Here is a 13,682-nt window from a genome sequence, read left to right as displayed (position 1 = left end):
GGCGGCGGTGGACACACCGGAAGACTGGTGGCGACGCGTCGAGGACAAGCGGGCGGTCGCCGCCCGCTTCAAGGACGACCGCAAGCATGCCGGGGAGGCCTGGCATGCATCGGGCAGCGCCGTCGAATTTGCGCTGAAGGCGTGTATCTTGAGGCGCGAGGGTTGGAACCGGTGGCCCGATCGGTCGCATCGGCCCGATCTCTACGTTCATGATCTCGGCCGACTTTTCGCCATCGCCCAGATTTCCCACGAGGCATTGCCGGCGGAGCTTCGCGCCTCGCTGAGAATGGTGCTAAGCTGGCGGCGGGAACACGAATACAACGGTGATCGCGTACCGCGGCGTGTTGCGCGGCAGATGTTCGAAGCAGCCTTCGGACCGGATGGTGTGATCGAATGGTTGAAGAGATCGTAACTCCGGAACGGCTCGAGGCCGGTGAAAGATATCTCGGCTCGTTGCGCGCACTCGGATTCGAGCCGGATGGCGCATTGTGGTCGATGCGGCCGTCAGATCCTTCGTCCCTGGAACTTTCGATCTTCAGCAGTCTGGTGGAGAAGGTGGGGCCGCTCACCATCTATCGCGCGCTTTTCGACGCCTATGACCAGGGGAAGACGCCCGCCGATTTCGACCCTTGGATCGTCAGCCTCTACGGCCCGCACCAGACGTTCTTCGACGCCGTTGCCGGGTTCGATGCTGCTTCGGTCGATCCCGACAAGGGCGCAGCCTTCGTCATGTGCGGAGGGTCGGACCATGAAGAGGGTGGCAACGTCGTCCGTACCACCGACTTCGAGATCGTTCGGATCGTCCATCGCGAGTGGGTCTACAAGGTCCTCGAACAGCCGCGGGCGTCACCGGCAGCCTCTTCGCTTCGCCGCTGGCGCCGCTTCGAAGAAAACCTCGCCCGTGCGGCGTGACCGAAGATGATCCCATGACCGAAGCCCTTCCCCCTGCCGTTCAGCGCGTCGCCGATGCGGCGGTGGCGGGCGGCCTGAAGATCAGGATCGTCAGGACCGAGACGTCGGCCCGCTCGGCCGCGGAGGCGGCGCTCGCCGTCGGCGCCGAGGTCGGCCAGATCGTCAAGTCGCTGGTTTTCCGCGGGAAGGACAGCGCCAGGCCCTATCTGCTCCTCGTCTCCGGCGCCAACCGGGTCGAGGAAAGCGCGATGACGGGGGCGCTCGGCGAAGCGCTGGAGCGTCCCGACGCCGCCTATGTGCGGGAGGCGACGGGCTTTGCCATCGGCGGCGTCGCGCCGCTCGGCGCGACCGGCGATCTCACAGTCTATATGGACGAGGACCTCTTCCGCTACGCCACGGTCTGGGCCGCGGCGGGCTCGCCGATGCACGTCTTCGAGGTCGTGCCGCTGCAGCTTCGGTCAGTGACCGGCGCGAAGCTCGGCCCGGTCCGCTGAGGCCGCGCACCGGGCGCCGGGTCAGGCGGCATAGTCGGCAAAGCGCCCGCGCATCGCCGCCTCTTCCTGACGGATTCGCGCGACCATCACCACGAGATAGAGCGGCAGGCCGATCGCCAGCGTCCAGAAGGCGTGCAGGACGAGGCCGTAGCCGACGAGCTCGGGCAGGATGTTGAGGAAGTAGTTCGGATGGCGCACCGCCCGGAACAGCGGGTGGGTGACCAGCCGGTGGTCGCGGGCGATCATCACCTTGACCGTCCAGAAGCGGCCGAGCAGGCGCATGACCACGACCAGCATGGCGATGCCGAAGAGATAGAGGACGAGGCCGGCCGCCGAGAGCGCATCCGCACTGGTCTGCCGGACATAGGCTTCCAGCGCGCCGGCGATCATGAAGGCGCCATGGGCCGCGGCCATCGTCCGCGTCACCCCCGCCCCCACCTCGACGGCCCCATCCGCCCGCAAGGCCCGCTCGTGCCGCGCCGAAACGAGCACCGAGGCGAGACGGACCAGCACCGCGGCGGCGACGAAGAGGGCGAGGAGCATGGCGGGACGATTTCCGGGCAGCGTCGGGACCGGTGCTGATTGCCCTGCGCCGCCGCCCGAAGCAAGGCCGTCCGCCAGCACCATTTCCGTCCCGGCGCCCGCCGGCCGGCGAAGACCCCCCCGCAGTCAGTCCGCAAACGAAAAAAGCGCCCGTCCCGTCAGGGAGAGGCGCTCTTCAGGCGAGTGCCCGCAGCGGCACTCTACTACTCTGCTACCCGGCAAGGCGGCGACGTCGCCGCCCGTAGGTCAACGGCGGCCGAAGCGGACGGCGCGCTCGATGTCGGCGCGCATGACGCCGATGTCGGCGAGCTCGCGGTCGCCCATCATCTGCAGCTGGCGGATGTCGCTGCGGGCGGCGCGCATGGACTTGAAGCGGTCGGCGAAATTACGGAACATTTTGTCTACTCCTCGACGAAGCGACACCCGGTCACCCTCTTGGGGCCGGTGCGGATCGGTCTCATTCGGTTGTCTTTACGAAGCTCGGGACCGGTCCGGGGCCATTGCGGCCGAGCGTTCCGATCTCTTGAACGCACATATATTCGGCATCGGTGCCTAGAAGAAGAGCAGACCTTTGCACATCAGCGGTGCATTTCCCGCATATCGGCGAGCGGGGTCCGTTCACGATGGCGCAAGGATTTTGTGTCTTCGGCCGCTTGCGGGCCGTCCGACACGCCGTCCTGCCCGCAGGGACCGTCGATCCTGCAGGGAAGACGACCGGGCCCGGAGACGCCGGTTCGGATTGGTCAGGACGCCGGCGCTGGCCGCACGCTGATCCCGGACGTCTCGCTGCTGTCGCGGCGCGCCTGCTGCGGCGGCTGGCCGAAATGGCGCCTGAAGCTGCGCGACAGGGCGGAGACGGAGGAAAATCCGGTCCGGACCGCGACTTCGGCGACGGAGATGTCGGTGTCGACGATCAGCCGGCGCGCCGCGTTGAGGCGCAGCTCGAGATAGAACGCTCCCGGCGCCTTGCCGGTCAGCCTGGCAAAGGCCGTCTCGAGCGCGCGGCGCGAGATGCCGGCCCGCCGGGCGATCTCGGCGACGCCCAGCGGCTCGTCGATGGTCGATTCCATCATCCGCACCGCGGCCGCGAGCTGCGGATCGCGGGCGGCGATCCGGCCGAGCGCCACCGGCGACTGGCCCTGGCTGCCGGCGCGCATGCCGTCATAGACGTAGAGCCCGGCGACCTCGAGCGAGAGCGCCTGCCCCTGGCGTGCGCGCACGAGGTTCAGGAGGAAGTCGAGCGCCGGCGCGGCGGCGCCGGTGGTGAAGAACCGCCCGTCGACCACCCAGCGGTCGGAGACGGTGCGCACGTCCGGAAAGGCGGCGGCGAAGTCTTCGAGATCCTCCCAGTGGGTCGTCGCCGCGCGCCCGTCGAGAAGGCCGCACAGGGCGAGAACCCAGGGCCCCGCCTCGATCCCGCCGACATGGCCGGCGTTGCGCGCCGCCGTCAGGAGCTTGTGGCGGAAGGCCGCGTCGGCATGGCGATGCACGTTGAAGGCGGCGAGCACGATGAGCAGGTCGCAGTGCGCCGCCGGGTCGAGGGCCCCGTCGACCTTGATCGTCAGGCCGCAGCTGGTGCGCGGATCGCGGCCGTCCGGCGAGACGACCCGCCAGCGATAGCAGGGCCGGCCCGAAAGCCGGTTCGCGCCCCGCAGCGGATCGAGCGTCGCGGCGAGCGACATCAGCGAGGTGTCCGGCAGGACAACCAGCGTCACCTCGAGCGGCCGATCGGTGCTTTCGAACAGCGACATGCGCAAATCGTCAAATGATCGTCGCAAAAGGTCAAGCCTGTCGCGAGCCGGTGCCTCAATCTTCCCGTCGAGCAAGAGAAGGACGGGTGCTGCCCGAAGCTGCGGCCGGCCGGCGGAAAGGACGCCGCCGCCGCGGTCTTCCCAGCCGCCGCTGCTTCCGGGGCCGGCGCGCCGCCACGGCGCTTGCCGGCCGGGCGCCCGCGCCCCGTCCCGACCCGAGGAGAACGAGCCGATGCCGCTTCGCCCCAGCCGTGACGTCTTCATCACCTGCGCCGTGACCGGTGCCGGCGACACCACCAGCCGCTCCGACAAGGTGCCGGTGACGCCGCACGAGATCGCCGATGCGGCGGTCGAGGCCGCACGGGCGGGCGCGGCGATCGCCCATATCCACGTGCGCGATCCGAAGACCGGCAGGCCGTCGCGCGACCTCGAGCTCTATCGCGAGGTCGTCGAGAAGATCCGCGCCTCCGGGGTCGATGTGGTGCTCAACCTGACGGCCGGGGCCGGCGGCGATCTCGTGCTGGGTTCGCCCGAAGCCCCCCTGCCGCCCGATCCCGCCGGCACGGACATGGCCGGCGCCGGGGAGCGGCTCGCCCATGTCGCCGCGCTGCTTCCGGAGATCTGCACCCTCGACTGCGGCACGATGAACTTCGGCGAGGGCGACTACGTCATGACCAACACGCCGGCCATGCTGAAGGCGATGGCCGCGCGGATCAGGGAGCTCGGCGTCAGGCCGGAGATCGAGATCTTCGACACGGGCCATCTCGTCCTCGCCAAGTGGCTGAAGGACCAGGGGCTGATCGCCGATCCGGTGATGGTGCAGCTCTGCATGGGCATTCCCTGGGGCGCGCCCGACGACCTCGGCTCGCTTCTCGCGATGACCGCCAACCTGCCGGACGACTGGACCTTCTCGGCCTTTTCGATCGGCCGCAACCAGCTGCCCTATGCGGGGCTGGCGCTTGCCGCCGGCGGCAACATCCGCGTCGGCCTGGAGGACAACATCTGGCTGAAGAAGGGCGTGCTCGCCTCGAACGGCGACCTCGTCGAACGCGCGGTCGCGATCGCCGAGGCGATGGGCAGCCGCGTCATGACCCCCGGCGAGGTGCGCGAGAAGCTGAAGCTGGAGCGGCGGTGGTGAGCGGGATGGACAGCAGCGCTTCCTCGAAGGCCGCCGCCGCCCCCTCGCCCGCCCGGATCGCCAGGGCCGCCTGCATCGGCGGCGGCGTCATCGGCGGCGGCTGGGTGGCGCGCTTCCTCCTCGCCGGCATCGACGTCGCGGTCTTCGATCCGCATCCCGACGCAAGGCGCATCGTCGCCGAGGTCCTCGCCAATGCCGAGGCGGCCTACGGCGCGCTGACCGACGCGCCGCTACCGAAACGCGGCGCCCTCACCTTCCATGAGACGATCGCCGAGGCGGTCGCCGGCGCCGACTGGATCCAGGAGAGCGTGCCCGAGCGCATCGACCTCAAACGCCGCATCCTCGCCGAGATCGACGCGGCGGCGCGTCCGGACGCGCTGATCGGCTCCTCCACCTCGGGCCTCCTGCCGAGCGACCTGCAGGCTGGGCTGTCGCATCCCGAGCGCGTCTTCGTCGCCCATCCCTACAATCCCGTCTACCTGCTGCCGCTGGTCGAGATCGTCGGCGGCAGAATGACCGCGCCGCAGGTCGTCGGCGATGCGGTCCGGCTGCTCGCACCCATGGGAATGAAGGGCGTTCCGATCGCCAGGGAGATCGATGCCTTCGTCGGCGACCGGCTGCTCGAGGCGCTCTGGCGCGAGGCGCTTTGGCTGATCAAGGACGGGATCTGCGACGTCGAGACCCTCGACGACGTGATCCGCTATTCCTTCGGCCTGCGCTGGGCGCAGATGGGCCTCTTCCAGACCTACCGCATCGCCGGCGGCGAGGCCGGCATGCGGCATTTCCTCGGCCAGTTCGGCCCGGCGCTGAAATGGCCCTGGACGAAGCTGACCGACGTCGTCGATCTCGACGATGCGTTGATCGACGAGATCGCCGCGCAGTCCGACGCCCAGAACGAGGGCCTCTCGATCCGCCGCCTCGAGCAGATCCGCGACCGGAACCTCGTCGGCATCCTGCAGGCGCTGAAGGCCGGCGACGACGGCCGCGGCTGGGGCGCCGGCAAGCTCCTCGCCGACTTCGAGAAACGGCTTGAAAGCCGCGCCGCGGCGGAGCGGCCGGCGGCGGACGCCGGCGCGCCGCGCTCCCATTCGGTGCGCGTCGCACCGTCCTGGATCGACTACAACGGCCACATGACCGAGCACCGCTATCTGCAGATTCTCGGCGATGCGACCGACCACGTGCTGCGCGGGATCGGCGTCGACCTCGCCTATGTCGAGGCCGGCGCGAGCTACTACACGGTGGAGAGCCATCTCTGCCATCTCGGCGAGGCAAAGCTCGGCGACACGATCACGGCGGAAAGCCGCGTCCTCTCCTTCGACGGCAAGAGGCTGCATCTCTTCCATCGGGTGGCCCGGGCGGGCGACGGGGCCGTCGTCGCGACGGGCGAGCACATGCTGCTGCATGTCGACCGCGCCAGCGGCCGGGCCGCGCCGGCGCCCGAGACGATCCTGAAGCGCATCGCGGCGCTCGTCGTCGCGCAGCCCGCCGACGACCTTCAGACCCGGACGGCGGCGGGCCGCGCCATCCGCCCCGCAGCGCCGCCCCCGCCACCCACCGCCGACCAAGACACGGCGCCCCCTTCATCCACCCGCGGCTGAGAAAGGCCGCATCGCGTCCAACCGGAAGAAAGGAAACGGAATGATCAAGCTCCTGCAGACGACCGCCGCCCTCTCGCTTCTCCTCGCCGGCACCGCCCTCGCGAAGGAGCCGGATGCCTGCCGCACCGTGCGCTATTCGGATCCGGGCTGGACGGACATCTCCTCCACCAACGCGCTTCTCAAGACCGTGCTCGGCCCGCTCGGCTACACCGCCGAGATCAAGACGCTGTCGGTGCCGATCACCTATCGGGGTCTCGCCAACGGCGAACTCGACATCTTCCTCGGCAACTGGATGCCGACGCAGACGAAGATCGTCGATCCGATGGTGGACAAGGGCGAGCTCGACGTCCTGAAGGTCAACCTTTCCGGCAACCGCTTCACCCTCGCCGTCCCGGACTATGTGGCGGAAAAGGGCGTCACCAGCTTCGACGACCTCGCCAAGAACGCCGACAAGTTCGACCACAAGATCTACGGCATCGAGGCCGGCGCCTCGGTCAACCAGAACATGCTGCGGATGATCAAGGACGACGCCTTCGGCCTCGGCGACTGGAAGCTGATCGAATCCTCCGAACAGGGCATGCTGGCCCAGGTCGGCCGCGCCGAGCGCTCGGACAAGTGGGTGGTCTTCCCGGCCTGGGAGCCGCATCCGATGAACACCGAATACAAGCTGACCTACCTGACCGGCGGCGACAAGTATTTCGGCCCGAACATGGGGTCGGCCGAGGTGCGCACCGTGGCGCGTCCGGGCTTTGCCAAGGAGTGTCCGAACCTCACCGCGCTGTTGAAGAACATGACCTTCTCCGTCGATCTGGAGAACGCCATGATGGCGCAGATCCTCAGCGACGGCATCTCGGCGGACGAGGCCGCCAAGGAGGCGATCGGCAAGCATCCCGAGCTTCTGGACGAATGGCTGAAGGGGGTCGAGACCCTCGACGGCGCGCCGGGTCTTCCGGCGGTGAAGGAAAAGCTCGGCGTCTGATCCCGCTGTAAGGCCGGCTTTCGCCGGGCGGCCTCGCGGCAGCGCCTCCCAGCCGCCGCGGGCCGCACCCTCATGCCGCGCCGCGCCGTCACCTGCGGCGCGGCATCGGCGGTTCAGGCGAGGCGGAACGCGCGATAGCTCGAGACGATGGCGGCGACCTGCAGCGAATCGAGCGCTGCGGTCTGGGTGGTGGTGATCGCCTGCAGCTGTTCCTGGCTGAGGCTCTGGATGTCGGCGGTGGAAAGCCCGCCGATCGCACCGGCGCTGATCGCCGCGATGTCCGCCGTCGAGAAGGTCTTCACCTGGTCGGGGCCGAGCGCGGCGATCTGCGCCGAACTCATCGCCGCGATCTGCGCCGGCGTCAGGGCCTCGGCCTGCTCGACGCCGAGGCCGGCGAGCATGTCGGGCGTCAGCCCGGCGATCGCCGTCGCCCCGATGGCGGCGATCTGGTCGGCCGAGAAGGCTGCGATCTTGTCGGTGCTGAAGGTCGCCACCTGGATGGCGTTGAGCGCACCGATCTGTTCGGTGGAGAGCTTCTGGATCTGCGCCGTGTCGAGGGCCCTCAGCTGATAGTAGGAGAGCGCCGCGACCTGGCCGGTCGAAAGCGCGCCGACCTGCTCGCTGCCGAGCGCGGCGATCTGGTCGGCGGAAAGCCCCGGGATCGCCGTCGTCTTGATCGCCGCGACGTCGGCGGCCGAGAAGGTGCCGAGATCGGCGGCGCTGAGGGCGGCCACCTGGACCGAGGTGAGAGCGGATATCTGGGTCGCAGAGAGCCCGTCGATCTGGGCGGTGCTCATGGCCTCGATCTGGCCGGGGGTGAGACCGGCGATCGCCTTCGCCGAAAACGACCCGACCTGGGCCGGGGTGAGTGCGGCGATGCCGTCCGTCGAGACCGCCGCCGACTGGGTGGCGCCGAATGCGGCGATCTGCGCCGTCGACAGCGCCTCGACCTGAGACGGCGTCAGGGCCGCCACCTGGCCGGCGGTGAGACCGGCGATCTGGGACGTCGTCAGGCCGGCGATCTGGTCGGCTCCGAGGCCTGCGACGATCTCCGCCGAGAGGCCGGCAATGGCGGACGTGCCGAAGGCGGCGATCTGGGTGGCCGAAAGGTTCCGGAATTGGGCAGCGTTCAGCGCCGCCGTCTGCGTCGCGGTCAGTGCGCCGACCTGCGTCGACGTCAGCCCGGCGATCTGGCCGTCGCCCAGCGCTTCGATCTGCGCTGCGGTGAGACCCGCCACCGCGCCGGCGCTCAGCGCGGCGAACTGGTCGCCGGAAAGGCCGGCGACCCTTGCGGCGGAAAGCCCGGCGACCTGCGTCCCGGTCAGGGCCGCGACCTGCACCGTCGAGAGCGCCTCCATCTGGCCGGGCGACATCGCCTCGATCTGCGCCGCTGCGAGACCGGGGATCTGCGTCGCCGTCAAACCCGCGATCTGGTCGCTGGTGAGGCCGGCGACGACGTCGCCGGAAAGGCCGGAAAGCGCCGCCGGCGAGAGCGCCGCGATGTCGGTCGGCGAGAAGGTTTCGAGCGCCTTCACGCTCAGGGCCGCCGTCTGGGTGGCGGTCAGCGCCGCAAGCTGCGTCGTCGAGAGGCTGTCGATCTGCTCGGGGGTGAGCCGCCCCACCTGCTCGGCCGAAAGACCCGCGAGCGCCTTGACGCTCAGGGACGCCGTCTGGTCGGTGGCAAGGGCGGAAAGCTGCGTCGCCGTCAGGGCGGCGACCTGCGTGGCGCCGAGGGCGCCGATCTGCGTGGTGGTGAGCCCGCCGATCTGCGCCGCCGTGAACGCCGCCACCTGGGCCGGCTTCAGCGCCGCGATCTGGCTGGTGCCGAGGGCCGCGACCTGCTCCGGGCTCAGCCCCGCGACGAGCTCGCCCGACAGGCCGGAAAGCGCGCCGGTGCCGATCGCCGCGACGTCGGCGGTGGAGAAGACCGCAAGATCCGCAGCGCTCAAAGCGGCGATCTGGCCGGAGGTCAGGGCCGCGACCTGGGCGGTCGTCAGGGCCTCGGCCTGCGGCGCCGAGAGCCCGGCGACCTGACCCGCGGTGAGGCCGCCGACCGCCTTCGCCGACAGCGCCGCGACCTGTTCGGGCGAAAGCCCCGCCGTTGCCTCGGCCGACAGCGCCGCGACCTGCGAGGCGCCGAAGGAGCGCATCTGCGCCGTGGTGAGCGCCGTGATCTGGGACGCGGTGAAGGCGCCGACCTGCGCCGTCTTCAGGCCGGTGATCTGGGTGCCCGTGAGCGCCGCGAGCTGGGCCGGTGCGAGGCCGGCGAACCGTTCGGCCGGCATGCCGGCAAGGGCGGCGGTGGTGATCGCGGCGACGCCTTCCGGCGCGAGCATCGCCAGCTGGTCCTCGCCGAGCGCCGCGACCTGGGTGGCCTTCAGCCCGGCGAGCTGGGCCGTCGTCAGCGCCGCGACCTGGGCGGGGTCGAGGGCGGCGACCTGCGTCGTCGTCAGGCCGGCGACGGCCTTGGGGTTCAGCGCCGCGACCTGCTCCGGGGCGAGGGCGGCGAGGCTGTCCAGCGACAGGGCGCCGAGCTGGCCCTCGGAAAGGACCTTGAGCTGCGTCGCCGACAGCGCCTCGGCCTGAAGCGGCGTCAGGGCCGCCACTTGGCTGGTCTTCAGGGCGCCGATCTGCGACGTCGTGAGGCCGGCGAGCTGGTCGGTGCCGAGCGCCGCGATGGCGTCGGCCGTCAGGCCGGGAATCGCCTTCGGGCTGATCGCGGCGATCTCGGCGCGGCTGAACCTTTCGAGCGCGCTCGTGTCGAGCGCCCCGAGCTGCTTCTGGGTCAGCGCCGGCATCTGCGTCACGGTCAGCGCCTCGGCCTGGCCAGGCGTCAGGGCAGCGACCTGGCTCAGGGAGAGACCGGGTATCGCGGCGGGCGAGATCGCGGCGATCTGTTCGGCCGAGAATTCGCCGATCGCCTCGACGGACAGGACGGCGAACTGAGCGGCATTCATCGCCCGGACCTGCGCGGCGGAGAGGACGCCGATCTGCGTGGTCGAGAACGCCGCCATCTGGCTCGGCTTCATCGCGGCGATCTGCGGGCCGGTCATCGCCGACACCTGATCGAGGGAGAGCGAGGCGACGGCATCCGGCGTCAGTCCGGCGATCGCGCCGGAACCGATGGCGGCGATGTCGGCGGTCGAGAAGCCGGCGAGTTGCTCGGGGCTCAGACTGGCGGTCTGGATCAGGCTGAGGCCGGCGACCTGGGCCGTCGTGAGGGCTTCGGCCTGGGCGGTGGTCAGGGCGGCGATCTGCGCCGTGCCGAGGCCCTGGACCGCCTTGGCGCCGATGCCGGCGACCTGCGTCGGCGAAAGGGCGGAAAGCCCCTCGACGCCGAGCGCGCCGACCTGGCTCGCCGTCAGCGCCGCCATCTGGCCGGTCGACAGGGCGGCGAGCTGGGTGGCGGAGAGCGCCTTGATCTGGCTCGCCTTCAAGGCGGCGATCTGGCCGGTCCTCAGGGCGGCGACCTGATCCGTCGTCAGCGCCGCCATGGCCGTCGCGGAGAGGCCGGCGATCGCCTTCGGACCGATCGCCGCGACCTTGTCGGGCGCAAGGCTCGCCACCTGTTCGGCGCCGAGGGCGGCGACCTGCCGCGACGACAGGGCGGCAAGCTGCGCCGTCGACAGCGCGCCGAGCTGGTCGGTGCCCATCGCCGAGAGCTGGGCGGTGGTCATGCCGGCGACGGCGCGGCTGGTGATCGCGGCGACCTGGTCGGTCGAGAGCCGGGCGAAATTCTCCGGCGAAAGCGCCGCCATCTGCGTCGGCCCGAAGGCGCGGATCTGCGTCGTCGAAAAGGCCGCGGTCTGGTCGCCCGTCAGGGCCCGGACCTGGCTCGCCGAAAGGCTGGCGATCTGGGCCTGCGTCAGGGCCGAGGTCTGCTCGACGCCGAGCGAGGCGATCTTTTCGCCGGACAGTCCCGAAAGGGCGACGGTGCTGATCGCGGCGATGTCGGCCGGCGAGAAGGTCGCGAGTTCTTCCGGGCTCAGCGCCGCGATCTGGGTGCGGCCCAGGCCCGCTATCTGGGCGGGCGTCAGGGCTTCTGCCTGGTCGGTACTGAGCGCGGAAAGCTGCGTCGTGCTCATCGCCGCGACCTGCGAACTCGCAAGGGCGGCGATCTTGTCGGAGCCGAGGGCGGCGAGCTGGTCGAGCGTCAGGCCCGGCATCGCCTTGGCGGAAATCGCCGACACCTGGGCGGTGGAAAGCGCCGCGATCCCCTCGCTGGAAAGGGCGGAAAGCTGCGAGGCGGACAGCGCGCCGATCTCGCCGTTGCTGAGGGAGGTCAGCTCGTCGGCGCTCCAGCCGGCGAGCGTGCCGGTCGACAGCGACCTGATCTGGAGAAGCGACTGGGAGGAGATCGTCGTCATGGGGCCTGCTTCGGGAATGCCTCGGTCCAGAGCCCCTGCGCCCGGCAGGACGCAGACATCACGCTCCATCTCATGCGAATTTTCGTATTTTTCGGGTGATGCCGTCCGCAACGCCGTCGAGCGTCTCGTGGCAGGCCCCGCACTATATCCCGCGATCGCCGACCGCGCCGGCGAACGGTGCCGAAGGGGCGGGCGTTCATGCGCCGCCCTTGCCTGCGTCACCGGTCTGTCGCGAAATCGGCGCCGTGGTGGTCCTGCGGTAGCAGAGCCCTTTGCCGCGGCGTCGCCACTGTGCTGCGATCGGCTTGCCCGAGCCTGTGCGCCTCGTTCGCCAGGGTGAAGGTCACGGTCTCGGCCTGCTGCCACGGTCGCAGGTTGCAGCTTGGCCCTTGCTCTGGTCTTATCCTGTTCCCTTTTGTCTTCTGGGGATGCGATCCGTCCAAAGCCTTCCTTCGTCGGCCTCGTCGCGTTGCGAACAAGAAGTGGTTGCGAATGTCATGATCGTCGAAGGCAGCTATTCCTGGCCGCTGGTCGTTCTTTCCGTCTGTATCGCGACCCTTGCCGCCTATACGGCGCTCGATCTCGCCGGCCGGATCCGCAACGCCACCGAATGGGCCCAGGCCGGGTGGATCGCCACCGCCGCCATCGCCATGGGCGGCAGCGTCTGGTCGATGCATTTCGTTGCCATGCTCGCCTACCGCATGCCGATGCCGGTGAATTACGACGTCACCCTGACCGTGGTGTCGCTCACCCTGCCGATGCTCGTGACCGGCATCGGATTTGCGCTTCTGTGCGGGCGCGGCATGGGCTGGCCCGTCCTTCTGCCAGGCGGCCTGATCATGGGAGTCGGCATCGCCAGCATGCATTATCTCGGCATGCAGGCGATGCGCATGCCGATGGCGATCCACTACGACCTCGCCCTGGTCGCCGCCTCGGTCGCGATCGCCATCACCGCGTCCACCGCGGCCCTGTGGCTGGCGTTCAAGCGCACCACGGCGCCCCGCAAGCTCGCCGCCGCCGGCGCGATGGGGCTGGCGATCGCCGGGATGCACTATACCGGCATGGCCGCCGCGACTTTCGTCAGGGAGCCCGGCGACGACGCGATGCCCACGGCGGCCGCGCTCGACCCGATGGCCCTCGCCCTCGCGATCGCCGGCCTGACCTTCCTCATCCTGTTCCTGGCGCTGGCGGCGTCGCTGGTCGACCGGCGCCTCGCCCTGGCGAGCGCCCGCGAGACGGCCGCGGCGCGGGAAGGCCGGGAGCGCTTCGCCACCCTCTACCGCCGCACGCCGCTGCCGCTGCATGCGCTGAACGAGAACGGGCGCATCGAGCATGTCAGCGACGTCTGGCTTGAAGTGCTCGGCTATGAATTCGAGGAGGTGGTGGGACGGCCGCTGACCGACTTCATGACCCCGGAGTCCGCCCGTCGCCGCACCGAGGTCGACTGGCCCGCCCTCCTGGCGTCCAAGGAGCTGCGCGGGGCGCAATATCAGTTCGTGACCAAGGACGGCCGGCAGCTTCACTGCCTCCTCTCGGCGCATGTCGAGCGCGACGCGGAGGGCCGGTTCCAGCAGGCGCTGTGCGGGCTGATGGACATCACGGCCTGGCGCCAGACCGAGGAACAGCTGCGTCAGGCGCAGAAGCTCGAGGCGCTGGGACAGCTGGCGGGCGGCGTCGCCCACGACTTCAACAATCTCCTGGCGGCGGTGCTGGCCAATCTCGAAATCCTGAAGAAGCGGCTTCCCGACGACCAGAAGCTCCGGCAGCTCGCCGACACGGCGATCCGCGGGGCGGAGCGCGGCGCCTCGCTGACCCAGCGGATGCTCGCCTTCTCGCGGCGCCAGGAGCTGCGTCCCGAGAGCGTCGGCATCCCCGAACTCGTCCACGGCATGGCGGATCT

11 protein-coding genes are annotated in these 13,682 nt (G+C 70.0%); 7 read left to right on the top strand and 4 right to left on the bottom strand.

All coding sequences use genetic code 11. The features are described from left to right. Nucleotides 1-7: 7 nt before the first annotated feature. From J1C47_RS21925 to J1C47_RS21915, 3 genes are read left to right on the top strand one after another with little or no spacing between them, the layout of a single operon-like run. Nucleotides 8-412, top strand: a complete 405-nt coding sequence (locus J1C47_RS21925) for a hypothetical protein (protein ID WP_207352946.1) — start codon at nucleotides 8-10, stop codon at nucleotides 410-412. Beyond that, complete coding sequence (locus J1C47_RS21920; protein ID WP_207352945.1) at nucleotides 394-912, top strand: hypothetical protein; 519 nt, start codon at nucleotides 394-396, stop codon at nucleotides 910-912. Before J1C47_RS21925 ends, J1C47_RS21920 begins: the two co-directional genes overlap by 19 nt. A 14-nt stretch (nucleotides 913-926) precedes the next feature. Further along, complete coding sequence (locus J1C47_RS21915; RefSeq protein WP_207352944.1) at nucleotides 927-1,406, top strand: YbaK/EbsC family protein; 480 nt, start codon at nucleotides 927-929, stop codon at nucleotides 1,404-1,406. Nucleotides 1,407-1,427: 21 nt separating this feature from the next. Here the strand turns inward: J1C47_RS21915 and J1C47_RS21910 are convergent, their stop codons facing one another. From J1C47_RS21910 to J1C47_RS21900, 3 genes are all read right to left on the bottom strand, one after another. Continuing rightward, the gene (locus J1C47_RS21910; protein WP_207352943.1) at nucleotides 1,428-1,949 is read right to left on the bottom strand and encodes an isoprenylcysteine carboxylmethyltransferase family protein; all 522 of its coding nucleotides are present in this window, start codon (nucleotides 1,947-1,949) and stop codon (nucleotides 1,428-1,430) included. A gap of 246 nt (nucleotides 1,950-2,195) precedes the next feature. Further along, nucleotides 2,196-2,345: a YjiS-like domain-containing protein gene (locus J1C47_RS21905; RefSeq protein ID WP_207352942.1), complete on the bottom strand. Its 150-nt coding sequence runs from the start codon at nucleotides 2,343-2,345 to the stop codon at nucleotides 2,196-2,198. Nucleotides 2,346-2,692: 347 nt separating this feature from the next. Beyond that, nucleotides 2,693-3,700, bottom strand: a complete 1,008-nt coding sequence (locus J1C47_RS21900; protein ID WP_207352941.1) for a GlxA family transcriptional regulator — start codon at nucleotides 3,698-3,700, stop codon at nucleotides 2,693-2,695. Nucleotides 3,701-3,932: 232 nt separating this feature from the next. Here J1C47_RS21900 and J1C47_RS21895 point away from each other — a divergent pair, with 232 nt between their 5' ends. The 3 genes from J1C47_RS21895 to choX are packed head-to-tail and all read left to right on the top strand — an operon-like array spanning nucleotide 3,933 to nucleotide 7,415. Further along, nucleotides 3,933-4,838 (top strand): beta-keto acid cleavage family enzyme, encoded by a 906-nt coding sequence (locus J1C47_RS21895; RefSeq protein WP_207352940.1) that lies wholly within the window; start codon nucleotides 3,933-3,935, stop codon nucleotides 4,836-4,838. A gap of 5 nt (nucleotides 4,839-4,843) precedes the next feature. Continuing rightward, entirely contained in the window at nucleotides 4,844-6,436 is a 1,593-nt protein-coding gene (locus J1C47_RS21890) for a carnitine 3-dehydrogenase (protein ID WP_207352939.1), read from the top strand. A 40-nt stretch (nucleotides 6,437-6,476) separates the two neighbouring features. After that, nucleotides 6,477-7,415 carry a choline ABC transporter substrate-binding protein gene (choX, locus tag J1C47_RS21885; RefSeq protein WP_207352938.1) on the top strand — a complete coding sequence of 313 codons (939 nt, stop codon included), beginning with the start codon at nucleotides 6,477-6,479 and terminating at the stop codon, nucleotides 7,413-7,415. Between the two features lie 113 nt (nucleotides 7,416-7,528). Here the strand turns inward: choX and J1C47_RS21880 are convergent, their stop codons facing one another. Continuing rightward, on the bottom strand, nucleotides 7,529-11,782 hold the full coding sequence (locus J1C47_RS21880; RefSeq protein WP_207352937.1) for a beta strand repeat-containing protein: 4,254 nt from the start codon (nucleotides 11,780-11,782) through the stop codon (nucleotides 7,529-7,531). 497 nt (nucleotides 11,783-12,279) lie between these two features. On the opposite strand from J1C47_RS21880, the gene J1C47_RS21875 reads away from it, so the two are divergent. Beyond that, on the top strand, nucleotides 12,280-13,682 hold a 1,403-nt coding region (locus J1C47_RS21875), incomplete at its 3' end, for an MHYT domain-containing protein (protein WP_207352936.1).

This window comes from Jiella sonneratiae (assembly GCF_017353515.1).
Taxonomy (GTDB): domain Bacteria; phylum Pseudomonadota; class Alphaproteobacteria; order Rhizobiales; family Rhizobiaceae; genus Jiella; species Jiella sonneratiae.
The sequence above is the reverse complement of the archived record's forward strand: the minus strand, read 5'-3'. Positions and strand labels throughout refer to the sequence as shown.

Coding starts and splice junctions, on each gene's coding strand:
- J1C47_RS21880 (WP_207352937.1), bottom strand. CDS start 11,782: ATGACGACGATCTCCTCCCAGTCGCTTCTCCAGATCAGGTCGCTGTCG.
- J1C47_RS21895 (WP_207352940.1), top strand. CDS start 3,933: ATGCCGCTTCGCCCCAGCCGTGACGTCTTCATCACCTGCGCCGTGACC.
- J1C47_RS21910 (WP_207352943.1), bottom strand. CDS start 1,949: ATGCTCCTCGCCCTCTTCGTCGCCGCCGCGGTGCTGGTCCGTCTCGCC.
- choX (WP_207352938.1), top strand. CDS start 6,477: ATGATCAAGCTCCTGCAGACGACCGCCGCCCTCTCGCTTCTCCTCGCC.
- J1C47_RS21920 (WP_207352945.1), top strand. CDS start 394: ATGGTTGAAGAGATCGTAACTCCGGAACGGCTCGAGGCCGGTGAAAGA.
- J1C47_RS21890 (WP_207352939.1), top strand. CDS start 4,844: ATGGACAGCAGCGCTTCCTCGAAGGCCGCCGCCGCCCCCTCGCCCGCC.
- J1C47_RS21900 (WP_207352941.1), bottom strand. CDS start 3,700: ATGTCGCTGTTCGAAAGCACCGATCGGCCGCTCGAGGTGACGCTGGTT.
- J1C47_RS21905 (WP_207352942.1), bottom strand. CDS start 2,345: ATGTTCCGTAATTTCGCCGACCGCTTCAAGTCCATGCGCGCCGCCCGC.
- J1C47_RS21915 (WP_207352944.1), top strand. CDS start 927: ATGACCGAAGCCCTTCCCCCTGCCGTTCAGCGCGTCGCCGATGCGGCG.